This window comes from uncultured Roseobacter sp., from assembly GCF_947495025.1.
In the GTDB taxonomy this organism is placed as follows: Bacteria; Pseudomonadota; Alphaproteobacteria; order Rhodobacterales; family Rhodobacteraceae; genus Roseobacter.
Window position 1 is genome coordinate 1,561,192 of sequence record NZ_CANLXG010000001.1, and the last position, 18,204, is coordinate 1,579,395.

The 18,204-nt window shown below is 58.7% G+C and carries 22 protein-coding genes; 10 read left to right on the forward strand and 12 right to left on the reverse strand.

Features of this window, described 5'->3' with window-relative positions:
* Positions 1–90: 90 nt before the first annotated feature.
* Together Q0792_RS07320 and Q0792_RS07325 are read left to right on the forward strand one after the other, a co-directional pair.
* Entirely contained in the window at positions 91–723 is a 633-nt protein-coding gene (locus tag Q0792_RS07320) for a glutathione S-transferase family protein (protein WP_298838176.1), read from the forward strand.
* 59 nt (positions 724–782) lie between these two features.
* Complete coding sequence (locus Q0792_RS07325; RefSeq protein WP_298838180.1) at positions 783–2,831, forward strand: pyridoxamine 5'-phosphate oxidase family protein; 2,049 nt, start codon at positions 783–785, stop codon at positions 2,829–2,831.
* A gap of 17 nt (positions 2,832–2,848) precedes the next feature.
* Here the strand turns inward: Q0792_RS07325 and Q0792_RS07330 are convergent, their stop codons facing one another.
* Positions 2,849–3,601 (reverse strand): helix-turn-helix domain-containing protein, encoded by a 753-nt coding sequence (locus Q0792_RS07330; protein ID WP_298838666.1) that lies wholly within the window; start codon positions 3,599–3,601, stop codon positions 2,849–2,851.
* Positions 3,602–3,708: 107 nt separating this feature from the next.
* Between Q0792_RS07330 and Q0792_RS07335 the strand changes: the two genes are divergently transcribed.
* From Q0792_RS07335 to Q0792_RS07345, 3 genes are all read left to right on the forward strand, one after another.
* Positions 3,709–4,146: a hypothetical protein gene (locus Q0792_RS07335; RefSeq protein ID WP_298838183.1), complete on the forward strand. Its 438-nt coding sequence runs from the start codon at positions 3,709–3,711 to the stop codon at positions 4,144–4,146.
* Complete coding sequence (locus Q0792_RS07340) at positions 4,143–4,478, forward strand: hypothetical protein (RefSeq protein WP_298838185.1); 336 nt, start codon at positions 4,143–4,145, stop codon at positions 4,476–4,478. Before Q0792_RS07335 ends, Q0792_RS07340 begins: the two co-directional genes overlap by 4 nt.
* A gap of 101 nt (positions 4,479–4,579) precedes the next feature.
* Positions 4,580–5,389 carry a hypothetical protein gene (locus Q0792_RS07345; RefSeq protein ID WP_298838188.1) on the forward strand — a complete coding sequence of 270 codons (810 nt, stop codon included), beginning with the start codon at positions 4,580–4,582 and terminating at the stop codon, positions 5,387–5,389.
* A 54-nt stretch (positions 5,390–5,443) separates the two neighbouring features.
* Here the strand turns inward: Q0792_RS07345 and Q0792_RS07350 are convergent, their stop codons facing one another.
* Positions 5,444–5,653: a helix-turn-helix transcriptional regulator gene (locus tag Q0792_RS07350; protein WP_298838191.1), complete on the reverse strand. Its 210-nt coding sequence runs from the start codon at positions 5,651–5,653 to the stop codon at positions 5,444–5,446.
* A 1-nt stretch (position 5,654) separates the two neighbouring features.
* Positions 5,655–6,197: a hypothetical protein gene (locus Q0792_RS07355; RefSeq protein ID WP_298838194.1), complete on the reverse strand. Its 543-nt coding sequence runs from the start codon at positions 6,195–6,197 to the stop codon at positions 5,655–5,657.
* A gap of 74 nt (positions 6,198–6,271) precedes the next feature.
* Between Q0792_RS07355 and Q0792_RS07360 the strand changes: the two genes are divergently transcribed.
* Positions 6,272–6,838 carry a hypothetical protein gene (locus Q0792_RS07360; RefSeq protein ID WP_298838195.1) on the forward strand — a complete coding sequence of 189 codons (567 nt, stop codon included), beginning with the start codon at positions 6,272–6,274 and terminating at the stop codon, positions 6,836–6,838.
* A gap of 227 nt (positions 6,839–7,065) precedes the next feature.
* On the opposite strand, the gene Q0792_RS07365 is transcribed toward Q0792_RS07360, so the two are convergent.
* Complete coding sequence (locus Q0792_RS07365; protein ID WP_298838199.1) at positions 7,066–7,392, reverse strand: helix-turn-helix domain-containing protein; 327 nt, start codon at positions 7,390–7,392, stop codon at positions 7,066–7,068.
* Between the two features lie 212 nt (positions 7,393–7,604).
* A complete protein-coding gene (locus Q0792_RS07370; protein WP_298838202.1) occupies positions 7,605–8,879 on the reverse strand; it encodes a cation:proton antiporter in 1,275 nt (424 codons plus the stop codon).
* Positions 8,880–8,991: 112 nt separating this feature from the next.
* Between Q0792_RS07370 and Q0792_RS07375 the strand changes: the two genes are divergently transcribed.
* A complete protein-coding gene (locus Q0792_RS07375; RefSeq protein ID WP_298838205.1) occupies positions 8,992–9,603 on the forward strand; it encodes a sigma-70 family RNA polymerase sigma factor in 612 nt (203 codons plus the stop codon).
* On the forward strand, positions 9,600–9,929 hold the full coding sequence (locus Q0792_RS07380) for a zf-HC2 domain-containing protein (protein ID WP_298838208.1): 330 nt from the start codon (positions 9,600–9,602) through the stop codon (positions 9,927–9,929). Before Q0792_RS07375 ends, Q0792_RS07380 begins: the two co-directional genes overlap by 4 nt.
* A 76-nt stretch (positions 9,930–10,005) precedes the next feature.
* Here Q0792_RS07380 and Q0792_RS07385 read toward each other — a convergent pair whose 3' ends face one another.
* From Q0792_RS07385 to Q0792_RS07415, 7 genes are all read right to left on the reverse strand, one after another.
* Positions 10,006–11,100 (reverse strand): DUF1513 domain-containing protein, encoded by a 1,095-nt coding sequence (locus Q0792_RS07385; RefSeq protein WP_298838211.1) that lies wholly within the window; start codon positions 11,098–11,100, stop codon positions 10,006–10,008.
* On the reverse strand, positions 11,100–12,092 hold the full coding sequence (locus tag Q0792_RS07390) for an imelysin family protein (protein ID WP_298838214.1): 993 nt from the start codon (positions 12,090–12,092) through the stop codon (positions 11,100–11,102). Before Q0792_RS07390 ends, Q0792_RS07385 begins: the two co-directional genes overlap by 1 nt.
* Entirely contained in the window at positions 12,093–13,562 is a 1,470-nt protein-coding gene (locus Q0792_RS07395; RefSeq protein WP_298838669.1) for a di-heme oxidoredictase family protein, read from the reverse strand. It lies immediately after the preceding gene.
* Positions 13,563–13,679: 117 nt separating this feature from the next.
* Entirely contained in the window at positions 13,680–14,948 is a 1,269-nt protein-coding gene (locus Q0792_RS07400; RefSeq protein ID WP_298838217.1) for an imelysin family protein, read from the reverse strand.
* Between the two features lie 15 nt (positions 14,949–14,963).
* Complete coding sequence (locus tag Q0792_RS07405) at positions 14,964–15,431, reverse strand: hypothetical protein (protein WP_298838220.1); 468 nt, start codon at positions 15,429–15,431, stop codon at positions 14,964–14,966.
* Positions 15,428–15,595, reverse strand: coding sequence for a hemin uptake protein HemP (gene hemP / locus Q0792_RS07410; protein WP_298838225.1), 168 nt, complete (start codon positions 15,593–15,595; stop codon positions 15,428–15,430). Before hemP ends, Q0792_RS07405 begins: the two co-directional genes overlap by 4 nt.
* On the reverse strand, positions 15,586–15,738 hold the full coding sequence (locus tag Q0792_RS07415) for a hypothetical protein (protein WP_298838228.1): 153 nt from the start codon (positions 15,736–15,738) through the stop codon (positions 15,586–15,588). The genes hemP and Q0792_RS07415 overlap by 10 nt, the downstream gene beginning before the upstream one ends.
* A gap of 866 nt (positions 15,739–16,604) precedes the next feature.
* On the opposite strand from Q0792_RS07415, the gene Q0792_RS07420 reads away from it, so the two are divergent.
* Both Q0792_RS07420 and sigJ read left to right on the forward strand, forming a co-directional pair.
* Positions 16,605–17,054, forward strand: a complete 450-nt coding sequence (locus Q0792_RS07420; protein WP_298838231.1) for a carboxymuconolactone decarboxylase family protein — start codon at positions 16,605–16,607, stop codon at positions 17,052–17,054.
* A gap of 1 nt (position 17,055) precedes the next feature.
* A complete protein-coding gene (gene sigJ, locus Q0792_RS07425; protein WP_298838234.1) occupies positions 17,056–17,979 on the forward strand; it encodes an RNA polymerase sigma factor SigJ in 924 nt (307 codons plus the stop codon).
* Positions 17,980–18,204: the final 225 nt, after the last annotated feature.

Below are 18,204 nucleotides of genomic sequence, written 5' to 3' on the forward strand. Positions count from 1 at the left end.
TCCATATTTTTGGTAATTATAGTCATTCGGAAGATGAGTTAATCCGTGGTTTGCCGGCGCAGGGGCCGGCCAGCCAAAGGATAAACCGATATGTCGAATTCAGTACTCATCCACAGCTTTCCGCTTTCCGGTCATGCGCACCGCGTCGTCCTCTTTGCCAGCCTTGCGGGGATCAGCCACCGGGTGGTTGATGTAGATCTTGCCGCCGGGGCTCAGAAATCCGCCGGGTTCCTTGCCAAGAATCCCGCCGGCCAGGTTCCGGTACTCGAAGATGGCGACACCATCATCAGCGACAGCAACGCAATTCTGGTCTATCTCGCGCGCAGATATGCGCCTGCGTGGATGCCCACAGACGCGGTTGGCGAAGCGCAGGTGCAGAAGTTTCTGACCCTTGCTGCGGGCGAGCTTGCTTTTGGCCCTGCGGCTGCCCGCCTGGTCAACGTTTTCAATGCTCCTGTGGATATCAACGTGGCCCATTCGGTTGCAGAAAGGATGCTCGGCAAGCTGGAAGCACATCTTGAAGGACGCGAATGGCTTGTCGGCTCCTCGCCCACAATCGCGGATGTCGCAATCTACAGCTACACAGCACATGCGCCCGAGGGCGACATATCGCTCGAGCCTTACCGCAACGTGAAGCGTCTGCTTGCATCTGTTGAAGCCCTTGATGGTTTCGTCGCCATGCCCACAACGCCGGTCGGACTGCGCGCCGGCTCGGCTGCATAAGCGTCCCTGCCCGGCGCGCCTCAGTGCCGGGCCTTCCCTATTCAGCATGCGAGGCCAATATGCCTTCTTCCAATTCTCCCTTTCATCGCGGTGAACGCGCAGCACAGGAACGCGTCGGCAAGCGCGAGGCGATGGAGGCGATTGGCCAGCGCGTGATCCGCCCGTTCATGCCAGATCAGCACAGGGACTTTTTCGGCATGCTACCGTTTATTCTGCTGGGCAGTGTCGATGCCGAAGGCTGGCCCTGGGCGTCTATTGTCTGCGGCAGCGACGGCTTCATCACCTCGCCGGATGATCGCAGCCTGAAGATTGCTGCAAAACCCGCTCCCGGTGACCCTCTGCATGACGCGCTGGCAGCCGGCGCGCCGGTCGGCGTTCTGGGCATCGAGCTGGAAACACGGCGACGCAACCGCCTCAATACGGCTGTCGGTGCGGTTACAGAAAATGGCTTCACGCTGGATGTACGCCAGTCTATGGGCAACTGCCCCCAGTATATTCAGACGCGCAGTCTGCATTATGTGCGCCCCGCGGGCACGCCTTCTGCCGTGGGCAGCAGACGCGTATTCGCCACTCTGGATGACAGTGCCCGCGCACTGATAGAACAGGCCGATACGTTCTTTGTGGCCAGCTACGCTGCGGACCCGGGCAATGATTTTGCGTCCGGTGCAGATGTTTCGCACCGCGGCGGCAGACAGGGCTTTGTGAAAGTCGACGGTGATACCATCACAGTCCCTGACTTCGCAGGGAACAATGCTTTCAATACGATCGGGAACTTTCTCGAAACTCCCCGCGCCGGACTGCTGTTTCCGGATTTCGAAACCGGAAACCTGCTGATGCTCACAGGAACGGTGGAGGTGATCTGGGACGGGGATCCCGGGATCGCGCATTTTGAGGGCGCCGAAAGAGCCTGGCGCTTTACTCTCGACCATGGTCTGTGGCTGACCGATGCGCTCCCTTTCCGTGCCCGGCTTGAAGAATGGTCGCCCAACAACCTGCTGACGGATACCTGGGACACCGCCGCCGCGCGTAAAGCGGCAGAGGCAGGACGCGCCGAATGGCGGCCACTGCGCGTCACTGGGATCAGAGATGAGAGCGAGACCATCCGGTCTTTCACGCTTGAACCAACGGACGGACTCCCGCTTCTGTCCTTTGAGGCAGGTCAGTTCCTGACACTACGGGTACCCGCAGACGACGGGCTCCTGACACGCACCTATACGGTGTCCTCGGCCCCGGGAGACACTGCCTATCGCATTTCCGTGAAACGCGAGCCCGGGGGACGTGCATCTGTCTGTCTGCATGATCAGGTCCGGGTCGGCGAAATACTTGAGGTAAAGGCGCCAAAGGGGGGCTTTGCGCTCGATCCGCTTGAGAAAAGGCCAGCGGTGCTGATTGTGGCCGGCGTGGGCATTACGCCTGCGGTCTCTATGGTGGGCCACGTGCTGAAAGAAACGCTTCGTATGCGGCATACCCGTCCGCTGACTGTAATCCATGCCGCAAAAACACCCGCGGAACGCGCCTTTGCAAACGAACTGCGTGACGCCGTGCACGTAACAGGCGGAAAGATCAGATATTTTTCCCTGATCAGCCAACCGGGTCCGGATGCTGCCGCGGCTGCGGATTTTGATGCGTCCGGGCGGGTTACCCCTGATCTTCTGCGCAAAACGCTGCCGCTTGATGACTATGACTACTATATCTGCGGACCAGCCGGCTTTATGCAGACATCCTATGATGCTCTGCTGGAACTCGGTGCGCGCGACGAACGTATATTCGCGGAAAGTTTCGGGCCGTCTGCACTGACGCGGCGCGGGACACAGACCGCTGCATCCCCAGGACCGGAAGCAGAGCTCGCAATGGTGCGGTTTCAGAAATCAGGATCTGAGCATCCCTGGAAAAGCGGCGGTGGCACCCTGCTGGAAACAGCCGAAGCGCATGGGTTATCGCCTGATTTTTCCTGCCGCAGCGGATCCTGTGGCAGTTGTCTCACGAAGAAGCTGGCAGGCAGTGTGTCCTACCGCACCCGACCGACAGCCGCGCATGACGACGACGCGGTGCTGATCTGCTGTGCCGTGCCTGCCGAGGGAACAGAGGAGATCGTCCTTGATCTGTAAACTGCAGGAGGGACATCTCAGCCCCGGGCAAGTGCTTCAAAAACCGTTTCGGTCACGTCGTCCATGGGAAAGTACAGCTCGATTTTGAGATCATCGAGCGTCAGGTCCTCAGGTGTGCCGAACTGCGATATCGTAGAGAACATAGACAACTGCTGATCCCCGAGGCGGAGCACGGTCGGCACCACCGGCCCTGCAGATGGTCCACATCCATCTGCGGCCCGCATTAGATGCCGGATCGCCTCATCAAATTCCGGAACGCCGCCCTGGGCCGCGCTTTCGGTTCTCAGTCGTACTGCGGCGTGATGGGCAACCTCCGGCCAGTTTTCAACGACCTGCGGCAACCGCTCGGAAACCATCAGCTCAAGCAGGCTGTCACCGATACCAACGCCGAAAGCCGCAAACAGGGCCAGCGCGGTCGGATTGGCCTGCCTGATGGTCCACAGCCGGTCCAGTGCCAGACCAGGCCACGGCATCTGCCCGTCAAGCTGTCGTGACACAGCCAGCCGGATCGGGGCCATTTCGGCTTCATCCCAGTCCCGGCTTTTGTAGCGTACCGCAAAGCCCGCGTGGGTCAGCATCTGATTGCGGGCATCCAGCGGCAGTTGCAGTGCTTCGCCAAGGCGCGCCACCATCTCGCGGCTGGGGCGTGCCCGGCCCGTTTCCAGAAAAGAGAGGTGCCGCGCGGAAATTTCCGCCTCCAGTGCCAGGTCAAGCTGGCTGTAGCGCCGGACCATGCGCCATGTTTTCAGCGCTGATGAAAATTCGGTCATACCCAAAGATAACATCCTTTTCGCCACCAGACACTTACCTTCGGGGTAATTGCGCAGCCGCCGGGACCTTCGCTAGCTGTGGTCCGACAGCACGAGGAGAAACCGTTATGGCAACACTGAAAGCACAGAAAAGATGGCTGCGTGTTTCGGCCCTTACGATCGGATTTTTCGGGCCCGTTCTCACTCTCGCTACAGTGCCCGTGACAACCGAACCAGCGCGCCTTGGCCTCGATATCCTGGCGTGGCCCGTCGACGGGTTCCCGTCCTATGCATCTGCTGAAATGCGTTTCCTGTCCGCTCTGACCGGAGGGTTCCTCGTGGGATGGGCGGTCACTGTCTGGCGTCTCGGAGATCTCGTTTTTGACGCTGCACCCGAAGGTACCAGAAAATCCGTCGTGACCGGTGCGCTCGCGTGGTTTGCAGTGGACAGCCTCGGGTCGGTCACATCAGGACAATGGCCGAATGCGCTTTGGAACATTCTGGTACTGATGATTGTGGTGGGCCCGATGTGGCGCCCGGCGCTCAGCACGGGAGACGCACAATGACATGGTTTCGCATCACGCTCATCGCAATGACCGCGCTGATTGCTGCGATGACTATGGGGGCGTTGGCGCATGACGGCATAAATCTGATTTCGCCATTCCTGCGCCCCGTTGCAGATCTCACCTGGCAGGGACAGTTCAATATCGATTTCGCCTGTTATCTGGTGCTCTCAGGCATCTGGATGGCCTGGCGGAGCGGGTTCTCCGGCCGAAGCATCGCTCTCGGTGTTCTTGCTCCGCCGCTCGGAATAGCCTTCCTCGCGCCTTTTCTCCTCTGGCTGACCGTGACATCACATGGCGACCCGCGGCGGATTCTGCTGGGCGTACACGCATGAATTGAAAGCAAATCGCACGCTCGGGTGTCGAAACGCTTGACTGCGCAGGTTATTCCCAGAACCCTGACAATGGCAAAAACGGATCTTCGGGGGGTAGCAACATGGCGCGGCTTGGCATTCTGACGCTGCATGGAATGGGAAATACTGAACCGGACTATGCGGACGAACTGTTCGAACGTGTGCGCACCGAACTGGGCCCGGACCTGCAGAACTCTGTCGCCTCACAGGCGGTTTATTACCAGGACATCCTTCAGCAGAACCAGAGCAGGTATTTCAAGACCGTGAAACGGCGGCTCCGGTGGGACGATCTGCGCGAATTCATGCTCTATGGATTCTCGGATGCCGCCAGCCTTGAAGCCCGCAAAGAGGGACCGACGAGCCCTTACTTCCTCGCTCAGACAAATATCCTGGCGGCTCTCAGAACTCTGTACGCGAGACTGGAAGGGAATGACCGCAGACTGATCATTCTTGCTCATTCACTGGGAGGTCAGGTGATTTCGAACTATCTGTGGGATTCGACACGCGACCACCTGACACCCAACGGGGTCTGGTCGGTTGACCAGAGTTTTGACAGCCCCGAAGAGGAGGCGTTCTGCCGCGGCAGGACTGCGGTGCGGCTGCTGACAACGGGTTGCAACATACCGATTTTTGTCGCCGGAATCAGCCGTGACCGTATTGAGCCGATCCCGCGGCTGAATGATGCTTTCGAATGGCACAATTATTACGACAAGGATGACGTACTCGGCTGGCCCCTGAAGGATCTGAGTGACGGTTATGCCGAACGGGTCACCAGAGATCATTCAATGAACGCAGGTCTGGTCACCGGCTTAACGCCACTGAGCCATAAAAACTACTGGCGGGACCGCGACTTCATCAAACCCTTCATGAAACATATCAAAAGCAGCCTCTGAAAGCGCCGGTCATACCGGACGCCGGCGCCAGTGAGCGCCAGATAACCACGAGGTCTAGGGATCTTCGACATACTCAAGTATGTCACCCGGCTGACAACCCAGAGCACCACATATCGCTTCAAGCGTATTGAAACGAACACCACGTGCACGACCGGCCCGCAGAACGGACAGGTTCTGTTCCGAGATACCGATCTGTGCCGCCAGGTCTCTGGATGTCATCTTGCGCTGCGCCAGAACGACATCCAGCCGGACGATAATGGCCATCTCAGATCACCTCCTGGTGGTCGCGCCAGAGGGCCGCACCCAGTACAAGCGCCTGAGACAAAAAACTGGCGATCAGTGCTGCAAGGATTGTTGTGACATGCGCCGAGCCGAGCGACACCGCAAATGCGCGCTGCCCTTCCGGGAAATGCCATGTCACTATCAGTACGGCGAGGGTACTGGCGATCAGACTGTAAACCAGTGTTGCCCACAGCGTTTTTGAAACGCCGGATGCCGATTGCGCAGCGCGTTCAACCGCGCCCTGTTCCAGAGCCCCGAACACCGCCCGGCTCTGCCACGCGATACCGGCCCAGAGCGCGGTCTGGCCAAGGGCTGTGAGCGCCAGCGCAATGATCTGCCACGTCCTGAGCTCCTGGTCCGGATAACCTGTCGCATTGCCGAGGAACCTTCCGTACCCTTGTGTATCCGCAATCAGATATCCGATTTGCGCGACGGCTCCGCCGGCAATCAGTAACAGAACAGCCGTCAGGCTGAGCCTGAGGACGCGCACTTTTCCCAACAGTTTTTCCGGCGCCACATTTTTCATGTATTGACTCCATTATTTAAATTAAAACATTAATATCTTACCTTTTAAACCGTAGTCAATGATTGGATTCGACAATGCTGAAATCAAGCGCGCTGATAATGTTTACCGCTCTGGCACTGGCGGGATGTTCCGCAATAACACCCGGTGGACTTTTTGAGGCGGCGCAACTGAACCCTCTGGAAACGAATCCCGGTGATGTGTCTGTCGCAGTCAGCGCGCCTGATGCAGTCCGCCTGCGCGACGGGGACGCCACCCTTTATCTGGGATACCGTCCGGAAAACCCCGACATTGCACCTATCGAAACAACCGTCGCGCTGTCTGTACGCGATCATGGACAGCTCCCGCGTGCGCCCGAGAGGGGAGAGCAGTTTTACGTGCTCAGCATAGGGCCCGATGCCGCTGCACAGTTGTCTGCAGTCCAAAAAAAAATCAGAGAGGCGAAAGCGGCAGGCGTGGAAGGGCTGGGCACGCTCAGCATTGCTGTGAATTCCGGTTGCCTGACGCGGGATCTCGAGGGCGCGCTCATTGTATCGACCTGGCTGCGCACAGATCCCACCGGTGACTTTGTACAACTGACCAGAAAGACGGACCTTTCCGACCAAAGCGATCAAAGCCTGACAGATGCCTTTCCAAGGTGCTGAAGGCGGCAGGTCCGGCGTGCTTCGGCCGGCATCGGTACACCTGCCGGTGCCGGCCAGCCTGTGGCCGGCAGGAGAAAAGCAGACCTCGCTGCAGCTCCGGGAGCGAAGCATTCTGATGCCGAAAACCGGCGGCCGCAAAACGCAGTCGGACGACCGGGCAAACAGCTTGGAGACACAGCCGTCTCCGATCAGACACCGGGATGGCTTCTGGCCCAAGGGCACAGTTGTCAGCGACCCGGCTTGTCCGACGCGACGATATCACGAACACTCGGACAGGTGTCCGATATGTGCCTGAGATAGGCGAGCCATTCATCTGAACCGGTCGCGTACTGATCGACAACCAGCTGATATCCGGTTCCTGTGGTTTTCAGAATGCGGGGCTCTCCGGGCGAGGCTTCGATTTTTCGTCTGATCCGCCAGATATGCGTTTCAAGCGTGTTCGTTACCGCCTCCGGGTGATAACCCAGTACGTCCTGCAAAAGCGTCGCGCGGTCGCACCCGCCGCGGTGCGTGAGCATGCATTTCAGCAAGTCTGCTTCAGTCTTTGACAGCATGCTGAACCCTCCTCTTTCCGACGATGATGTGATCGCACAGCGGCAACCCTGCGCTTATGTGTTTTCTCTGAGGCTTCGACATATCTTCCTGCTCTTTCCACGTGCACTGCGGCACGGTCTGCAGATAAGGATGCATATGGTGGCCAGAAGGTTACACAGACCGGCCCTTCGTCGGTCAGTGCCAGTCTTTGCACGCCCGGTGGAGACCTGCGTTACTCCCCTTGGCCGTCAGGCGACGGCTCCGCCGGTCGCGCCGTGTCCATTCTTGTGACCAGAGGTTTTGCAGAGCAACCGATTGGTGCCATTCCCGCCTCTTTCGCGCCATACCAGCGCGCAGCGGGGGCTGCGGTCACACCATGCAGAAGCGCACTGATCCAGACAGCATTTACAGCAAGATGCAGAATCGGTTCGGCAAAGTCATGGGCAATCTGGTCTACGACCAGCAGCGCAAAAAGCGCGGTTGCCAGTCCTCTGGGGCCAAACCAGCCGAAAAAGATACGCGTCGTCGCGGTCGCGTCTGTTCCCAACAGAGAGACCCATATTGCGAGTGGCCGGACAACAAAAAGGCTTACCATGATCAATGCAAACATCGGCAGGGTAAGGTGGGCAACAGCCTCGGGCACAACCGCCGCCCCGAGTAACAGAAAAGCCGACCAGGCCAGCAACTGCCCTTCGCTTTCGGTAAATTCGTAGACGAATGCACAGGCACCTCTGACAATTGCGCCAAAAGCCAGACCCGCGGCAAATGCAGAGATAAAACCGTTCCCGCCAATTAGCGAAGCGCCAAGATAGGCGGCGCCTGCCAGGGCCAGAGCGCCGACCCCTTCATAAAGCTCGGATGTCGTTTTATATTTTTTCGCAAGCAGCAGCACTGAGCCTCCCGCCGCACCAATAGCCGCGCCGGCCAGAGGCCCCAGAAGAATCTGACCCGCCCCGAAAGCCAGCCAGTTTGTCGCGTCTGCGGATTCCGACGCCGCCAGCATACTGGCAAAAAACAATACCGCCGGCAGTGCCAGCCCGTCATTCAACCCGCTTTCCACGGTCAGTGCCCGGCGTGCACGATCCGGCACGTCTGGGTTCGACACAACAGCCTGGCCAAGAGCAGCATCCGTAGGCGCCAGAATTGCCGCCGCAAGCGCCGCAGCAAAGAACGGCCAGGCCGGCATAAGCAGCATCCCGGCCAGCGTGCCAAGAGCCACAGCCATAGGCAGCCCGATCAGCAGCATCCGGGTCGGCCAGATATGCTGGTGTCTGAAGGCGCGCAGATCAATCTGGGAAGCGTCCAGAAACAGAAGGACAACAAGTGTGATTTCCGCGACCGGATGCAGCAAACTCTCGGCAAGGTGAGGGTCTGTCAGCCCCCCTGCAGCCAGAAGCGCGCCAATCAGCAGAAAAACCATCGGCGGCGTCACGATCGTAGAGGCCATCCGGTGGGCCACCATTGTGAATGCCGCAGACAGGATACAAACGATAAAAAATCCAAGCACTGCGTTCTCCTTGTCCGCGTATGGCCATCTTGCAATGGTGTTCATCATACAGGATGCTTTCATCAGGGCCGACGTTACAGAAAAACTGACTGCCCGGAATGGAACAGACACAATGGGTGCGCCCAACACCACGGAACGGCAGAGCGGGGACACCTCCCCGCTTGCGGAAAACAGTCTGACACCGGATGGTCTCGCTGCCTTTGTCCAGGAGAACTCCGGATGGATGATGGGTGTCGCCTTGCGCATACTGCTTGACCGCGGTCATGCAGAAGACGCCGTGCAATCCGCCTTCTCGCGAATACTGGAAAAGGCAGAGTCGTTTGAAGGCCGTGGCAGTTTTCGTGGCTGGATGCACCGCATTACAATCAACGAAGCCCTGATGCTGCGGCGCAGGATCAGAAGCCGCAGAGAATTTGATATCGAAACACTGCAACCACGGTTTGACAGTGGCGGTTGCCGGCTTGAGCCCGAACTCACAGAAATCGTCACACCCGAACAACTGCTCGGAGATGCGCAGACTGTCCGCGCCGTTACGATGGCCATCCGGTCACTGCCGGAGGACTATCGCATTGTTGTGTGTCTGCGCGATATCGAGGGCCTGAACACGCGCGAGGTCAGCACACAGCTTGGCATCAGTGAGGCCAATGTAAAAGTACGCCTGCACCGCGCCCGGGCCGCGCTGAAGACGCTGTTGCAGCGCATGAGACAGGAAGGTCAGCTATGACGGATCAAACGCACAGCAAGCTGGGCCACAGGGTAAGAGCCGTGATGTTCAGAATGCCGTTCATGATCACCTGCAGCGAGCTGGAGCTGAAGGTGGACGAGTATCTGGACGCGGATCTGTCGCGTCGTGAAAGGTGGATGTTTGAGATGCACCTGAAGGTATGCCGTGACTGCCGATCATATATAAAGGCGTATAAGCGCACCGTGTCGGTGACAGCCAGTCTTTTCGATGTTCCGTATGAGCAGCTCGGGATGGGCGAAATGTCTGAGACGCTGGTTGCCGAAGTTGTAGCGCGGCACCTCGGCAAAGACACCGCAGGTCGCTGAGAACCGGTCAGCTGCAAACAGAAACGTTCGGCGCTTCGGTGCCCGAAACCGGCACACATCGCCGGAATGGCTGCTGTCAGGTCTTTGAAACATATGGTATTGGCGCCCCAACTGCGGGAACAGGTACAAGGTGGTTGTCCCATGCGATAGGATGAACCAGTCCGACCCCGGACGCGGGTTTTGCGAGGCCCGTGCCGCAGGTGAGCATGAAGCCGGCATCCGACACCGCAACACCACAGACGTCCTGCAGCGCGACCTCGGAAACGAGGTTACCGTCCCGGAAGTTCTGCACCAGACCAGCACGGGGGGATGTCACTGTAACTGATCCTCCGTCGGCGGTTATGGCCACACTGCCCAGGTATCCATGCATGCGCCGGACTGATGCGCCGGGCAGAAATCCGGTGATGCCTGTGGTGCGGTCGTGTATCCCCAGAAGCGGCCGGTCGGCTGTCAGATCTCCCTGCCACTGCATTGCGAATGCCACCGTGCCTGTCCCTGAAACAGCCAGATGCCGCACAGAGTTTTTCGACAATTCACCGCCCGGTTCAACGCGATCCAGGATTTTTCCGTCCGGATGCAGATAGGTGAGGTTCGGGCGCATGGTCGGAATGTTCAGCCTGGTCCGACCGGTGTCCGGGTGTGTTTCAATGCCTCCGTTGGCCACTACCAGAGACTGTCCGTCGGGCATGAGCCTGATATCATGCGGGCCTGTACCGCCAGATCCATACTCTCCGATACGGGCATACCCCTTCCGCGCATGCCAGACGCCGACAACACCACGTGCGGCCTCAAAATCGTTTTCGGTCGTGAACAGAAGTTCGCCGTCAGCCGAAAACGTGCCATGGCCATAAAAATGCCGGCCCGGTGGCGCCTGAAGCCGCGCGGTTTCCCGGCCTGAAATACAGTCGAGAACAGTCGCAAAAGTCCCTGGTCGCCGCGCGAAAGCCACAGCCTCTGCAGCAGTCGGATGGGCCGCTGCAGCATGCCCCCGCGCCGGTAGCGGTACTTCAAAGGTTATCTGCCCGCTTGCATCCAGTCCACACAGGACAAAACCGCCACCACGTTTCATACCCGCCGACAGGCACACAGGACCGCCTGCTTCCGCCCAGGTCGGCCGGGGCATCAGCCCCGCAGCGAGCATGCCCGCAAGGAATGATCTGCGGCTGGCCATCAGTCCCCGTCCAGCGCGTTGAAGCCCGGAGAAATGCCGAGTGCCGGCCCGACCTGCAAGGCGAGAAGCTGACGTATGTCATCAATGCTCTGCTGCAGCACTTCGATGCGGAGCCTTGCCTGAGGATCTGCTACTCCTGCAAGAACAGGGTCCTTCAGGGTCTCTGCCCGCAGGATCGCGGCGTCAAATGCGCGGGTCATTTCGCCCTCGTCCTCAGCCATCAGAAGGGCAAGCTCTTTCGTGGCATTCAGCGACAGGATCACATGACGCAGCGATCGTGCGGACCTGCGGGCTTCGGCACGACCTGGCCGCGGTCGGTCAAAGCTCCCCATTGGCCGCCCGAGACGTGTCTGAGATGTGAACTCCAGACCGGTGGTAAGCGCTGTGAACAGTTGGCGGGTGGCTTCTGCACTGGTCCGGTAGGTGTCGTTTCCTGGTGCAGACATCAGATAGCCATAACCGGACTGCCAGTCTTTCAGAATGGCCGCCGCATTCCGAGAAATATCTGTCGTGACCGATTTCACAAGCGCGCAGCGGTAACCGGCTGCGCCGCCGGCCAGGACCTGCGGATCAAACAGAAGGTGTTCGAGCGCGTAAAACCCTCTGGCGGCGATGGATACCGTCGCAAACGATCCTGCATCGTCGACAACCCGATCGCGCGTCGCGATCAGGTCTGCAATCGCTTTTGGCCCTGAGCCTCTGGGGTCCGGCCAGAAAGCCAGCGCAAAAGCGCGATCCTTCTGTTCAGAGGGTCCGAACCGCAGGTGACTGACCCTGACCCAGGCATCGAAAGCATCGTGGAAAGCTGCAATCAGTTCCGGATGGTGCGCCCCACAATGCGCAAGAGCTGTTTTTGCCAGCGCGCCTGTCTCTTCTGCCAGCGCCTGATACCCCGGCATGATGTGCCCGCGCACGATGGCACCTGTGTCAGGTTCCCCCGCATGGACCTGCATTGCGGCAAAACATATCACCAGTCGCAGAAAGTTGCGCATTCAGAGACTCTCCAGAAATCTGATCAGTGCCCGGCGGTCGTAGGGGTCCATATCCACCACAGTCTCTTTTTGTGCCTGTGCTTCACCACCGTGCCAGAGGATCGCTTCGAGCAGTGACCGGGCGCGTCCGTCGTGAAGAAAATAGGTATGGCCCGAGACCTGCCGGGTCAGTCCGATACCCCAGAGCGGCGGTGTACGCCATTCCGACCCCGTCGCCCGCGCCTCGGGCCGGTTATCTGCGAGACCTGGGCCCATGTCGTGCAGGAGCATATCGGTATAGGGCCAGATAAGCTGAAAACTCTGTTCAGGCTGGTCTTCAAGCCGATGGGTAACAAAGGACGGCCGATGACAGGAAGCGCACCCCGTTGTGTAGAAAACTTCCTTGCCGCGCAGCACCTGCCTGTCATCCACATCGCGCCGTTCCGGAACACCGAGATTTCGGCTGTAGAAGGTCACAAGACCAAGGCCCTCTTCGTCGATCTCAAAACCGCGTTCGTCCTTGTCCCCATGCGGCGCGGCACGGCATTCAGATTGTGCTGCTGTGCACTCTCCCCAGGCTGCCGGAAACAGCGGGCTGGATATCCCGAGGTCGCCGGAAAACGCGCCTGCCGACTGGTGCCGTACCGTTGGCGCGCCGGCTTTGAGGCCAAAACGGCCGAGCATCGGCAGACCGAATTCGACGGACCAGACGATATTGGGGCGACCGGATATTCCATCGCCATTGGCATCGTCGGGATCAGCCAGTGCCAGTATATCGGCCGCGGGAACAGCTTCGAGAAGCCCCAGCCCGATCATCTGAGGTGCCACCCGCGGACTGAGCATCGCGTCCGGATGCAGCGGACCATAGCCGAGGTCGGTGACCGAATAGGACGGCTTCCTCAGGTCCACAGTCTCGCCACCCGACAGGCGCACTGAGATCTCTTTATAGTCAATACCCAGCCTGTATTCTGCAGGGTGTCCGGCGAGGCTGAAATCCTGCATCTGGGTGCCGTATACCGGATCAGGCACCGTTTCGAGATAACCTTCGATCTGCTGCGACAGGAAGGTTTCCTCGCCCGGGACCGACACTCTGAGAAACATCGAGATTGCATTGTCACCGGGTCCTTCCGGAGGATGACCCCGACCGTCCTTGATATGACAACGCTGGCACGAACGGGCGTTGTAAAGCGGGCCCAGACCGTCTGACGCCAGAGTGGACGACGGCGACGAAACCCAGAGTTTTCGGAACAGTCCGTTGCCGACTTTGAAGTTCAGCTCGTTTTCAAAGGATATGTTGCCCGACGGCTGACTGAACGCATTGGCATCCGAAACACTCCGAACGGTTGCAGCACCGGCGGACATTGCCTCGAAGGGCTGTGCCTGGTCAAAGTTGTCCGCCAGCTTCGTAACTGCCGGGATCCGTGCCGCCTCGTGCTGCGTCCGGGGCAGAATATTCAGATGCGGCTCGTCCAGCGCTCCGGCAAAGACCATTGCGGGAAAGAGCAGCGCCGGCAGGATAAAACGCGGGTCTGGCTGGATCATTGTCGTAGCTGCTACCATGTGTGTGAGGGCGCGACATCTCACTGCTGCGCCCTCAGATGTCAGTTTTTACTGGAAAACGGCATCCGGACTGTCGAGGCTGTCAGAGCCCTCAACCTCAACGGAAACACCCAGTGCCGCGACCACACGCTCGATACTGCGGGTCTGGTCTATCAGCCCGTTCACACCGCCCATGATGAGCGCTTCACCAGCCTCGTTTCCGCGTTCCAGCATCATGTCATAGCTGAAACCAGCCTCTGCTGCGGTCTTGATCCGGCCAAGCGCTAGCACGGCGTCAGAGAGTTTCGACCGCATTTCAGCGTCGAGACCGGGATCCGTTGCTGCTACCAGATCCGACAGGGATGGCCCCGAAATGACACTGCCGTCTATCCTGGTGTAGTCCCCAAGATAGACTGACCTGATCCCGATGCCATTGTAGTAGTGATCATTGTGGGTGTTGTCGGCAAAACACGAATGCTCTTCCTCCGGGTCATTCAGCATAACGCCAAGACGCATGCGCTCGCCTGCCGTTTCGCCGTAGGATAAAGAGCCCATTCCGGTCAGGACAGAGGCGATACCCGCGTCTTCGTCTGCCATCACAGATGCGCGCGCGTTGCCGCTGTCTGTCCACTGTGCAACAATCCATTCAAGATCAGATACCAGCAGATCTGTCGCGGCTCTGAGGTATTCGCCACGCCGGTCACAGTGGCCGCCGGTACAGGTCTCACCTGCGGCGTAATCTGTCCATGGGCGGTTTCCGGCACCCGCGCCATGACCGTTCAGATCCTGACCCCAGAGCAGAAATTCGATCGCATGATATCCCGTTGCGACATTGGCTTCGATCCCGTCCGCCTCCTGCAGCGTGTCTTCCAGCAGCGCGGGTGTTATGGCCGAGGCGTCAACCAATTCTCCGGAAAGCGTAAAGCTCGGGTTGGCGATAACATTCAGAAGCGCCGCCGCATTTTCATCCCCGGCACCGCCATAAGAGGCGTCTACGTAGTCGATCAGACCCTCGTCCAGTGGCCAGGCGTTCACCCTGCCCTCCCAGTCGTCCACAATGGCGTTCCCGAACCGGAAAACTTCGGTTTGCTGGTAGGGAACGCGTGCGGCCAGCCAGGCTGATTTTGCAGCCTCAAGGGTTTCGGCCGAGGGCTGATCAAGCAGTGTGTTCACGGACATCTGCAGGCGCTGCGCGGAGATCAGACTGTCTGAATAAGCCGCCTCAGCGATATCCGCATAGGTATCCAGAACGGCCAGTTTGCCTTTGTGTTCGTCGGCGGCAGCCGCCGTGCACAGGCAGAGCGCGAGGGCGCTCGCAGTAAGGTTCAGGGTCTTCATGAAGTGCTGTCCTTTTCAGTGTAGCGTGGTGTTTGGATTAACCGGCTGACCTGCCCTGAGGGCCATGCGTCGCAGGGCAAATCCGAATTCCTGAGCGAGGCCGACGAGCGATGGCGCCATGTCCGGTCGCACAATTGTCGTCGCGATGAGCAGAGCATCCTCTCTCTCTCCTTCGCTGGCATAGCCGATGAAATTGGCAAAACAGGATTCATCTGCGCCCAGACATCTGCACGTCACATGGTGCCGCATCAGGGGACGACGTCCGTGTCGCGCGCACAGGTCGCAGAGTGTTTCGAATGACCTGAGAGCTTTCCGACCATTGTCAGCGCCCAGCGCTGTTGCAAAGTCGTTCCGGACCTGTTTCCGGGAGACCGGGCCCTCACTCCACAGACGCAGATACAAAACGGCACCCGCCTCGACGGGGCCGAGTTCTGTTACAAAGCCTACCGGTGCGCCGCCGCGATGTGGGGTCATCGCGTTCATTTCGTCAGTATCAGCTTGCCGGCACGGGTGATGCGAAGCGTGTAGAGCTGATCCTCAAGCCTGATCCGGGCCAGCCCGCCACCCTGCGTCAGGTCCGTTGCCTCATAAATCGGCAGCTTGTCTTCGGGGCGCCACAGCGTTTCGCGCGCAACGTTCACCACCATAGCCCCCTCCATTCGCCGTGTTCGGCTTCTTCGATCAGCCATTCGATATTGAAAAAGCCGGGGAGACTGAGGTCGAAAGCGACGAAAAGAGCCTCGCGCCATTCCGAACCGGCCGTTTCAGCTTGTAAGCAGGCGTGTTTCACTGGCCCAATCCCTTCGGGGGTTCCGGGTTGTCGGCTTGCCGCGGATTCGGTGGCTGGCTGTCTGGTCTTAACCTGAGTGAATCACTCAGATATGTCAACCTGACAATTTTAGTCGGATTTATTTACGCGCAAATCTGCCGTGGAACTCTTCTGCGCCACACGATCCGCGTCACCGCCGGCAATCCGGTGCAGCACCCCTTGTCGGCAATGACAGACTATGGTGGCTTCCCGGTAAGAACCCCGATCCCGGAGGCAAAGGGTATCACAAGCGTAAAAATCCCTGTGCCGTCGCCTTGTTTCTCAGGCAACGTGCTTTAGCCGGAAAGCTCGGAACCAGACGAACCGGCACCGGGTTCAGACGACCACATTCCCCGACGGTTTCCCGGGAACCGGGTTGCCGGTGTCCGTCGGGACACTCAAGGCACTGCTTTTTTCTCCGCCTCGCATCCTCCCCGCGTTGTGCGCCAACACTCTGAAAACGATCGGTCGCTGCCCACGCAAGTGAAGGCATGCAGACCTAAAGACTGATGCAGATTTCGTTCCTCAGGTTTGCCCGCTTCGGATCAGTTCAAAAAAACATGCGGGCCTCATCAGCCGCCCCCGGACGCCTGCCGTTCTGAAAAATAAACGGCTACAGACGCATCACCGAATAACGACATATCTGTTTCAATAGTCAGATACGAAACACAGCCGTTCCCAGTGCTTTGGTGCGTGACTGTCACAGGCGGCAACCACAGATTTTCGTGACCGCTGCGCCTGACCACGCGTATGGCGCAATACGCACCACAACAGGAAAAATGACCCCGCATGTCACAAATGCGTCGCGCCGGACGTCAAAGAGGTATTGGACACCAAAGGAGAACCGAATGAATACCTCAGAGCAATCAGCAGCCGGATCACCAATTCAGTACGAAAAATATGCCGGGCCACTTCTGGGACACCTTGGCCAGGTCAACCAGATGACAGAAGACGCAGGCCTTTCCCGGAAACTGTCACATCTCATTGAGTTGCGTGTTTCTCAGATAAATCGTTGTGGTTTCTGTGTACAGATGCATGCCCGTGAAGCCCGCAAAGACGGCGAGACAGACAACCGGCTTGATCATCTCGCAACATGGGAGTCCACCGACGACTTCAGCGCCGCGGAAAAAGCAGCTCTCGCCTGGGCAGAAGCACTGACATACATGATCCGTGGCACCAACTTTGAAGCACTGCGCGCAGACCTTCGGGCGCATTTCACCGATCAGCAGATCTCGCTGATTACAGTCTGCGTCGGCATGATAAATCTTTGGAACAGAATCCAGATATCGAAGCACTGAAATGACGCCAGGCAGACAGGCACATGAGTTTGAACGGGCCCGCCCACAGTTAGTGGGCGTGGCCTATCGTCTGCTGGGGTCGGTCAGCGAAGCTGAAGATGTCGTTCAGGACACCGCGCTGAAGTGGCTGGCGCTCAGACCTCCCTTTCCCGACCGGCCGGTTGCCTGGATGACCACCGTCTGCACCAACCGTTGTCTCGACATTCTCAGATCCTCACATCGGAAACGGATGACCTACGTCGGTCCGTGGCTGCCGGAAAGCGTCGTTACCGAGAGCGTCGAGGATGCGGCCCGGAACATTGAGATGGCATCCAGTCTGTCAACCGCTTTTCTGTTATTGCTGGAACGTCTGACACCCCGCGAAAGAGCAGCCTATTTACTGCATGACATTTTCGGCATGGATTTTGGGCTGGTTTCAGAAAGCCTGCATCTCAGTCCCGCAAACTGCCGCCAGCTGGCAGCCAGGGCGCGCAGGATGGTGACACAGGAGAATGCGCGGTTTGTGCCCGCCCCGGAGCGGCAGCGCGAACTGCTGGACAGCTTTACAGATGCTTTAAAAACGGGCTCCGTTGACCAGCTTGCGGGCATGCTGAGCGAGGATGTTGACCTTCGGGCGGACAGTGGTGGCAAAGCGACGGCAATCCGGCATGTGCTCGAAGGATCTGATGCTGTTACAGAGTTCATTGCCAACACGCTGGGCAAGGCCTGGTCCGGTAAACAGATCGGCAGCAGCAGCGCGAACGGCCAGCAGGTTCTGACTGTCCGGAAAGGCACCGATCTGGTTGCTCTGGTGGCTTTCGGCTATGGATCAGACGGTAACATTACAAGCGTATTCATCCACCGTAACCCCGATAAGCTGCGTACTTACACACAGTATCGCGCAAGTACGTCTGCCGCCGGCGGGCTTGTTATCAGCAGGGACTGAACACAATCAGCGGAAGACAGGAAAGCCATGCCTGCCTTCTGCTGACATTTTCCGCCGGTCCGTCCAGGCCGCCGCAGCTGACCTGTTTCCGTCGGGGTGGTTGCCGCTGTCAGATGACCAGGACCCGCCTATGCCATAATCTCTTTGCCTCAACGGTTTTGCGGGCCATAGTTGCCTGTATCGACGTACGGACGATCAGAATTTCCAGAAACCGAACAGGGAGGC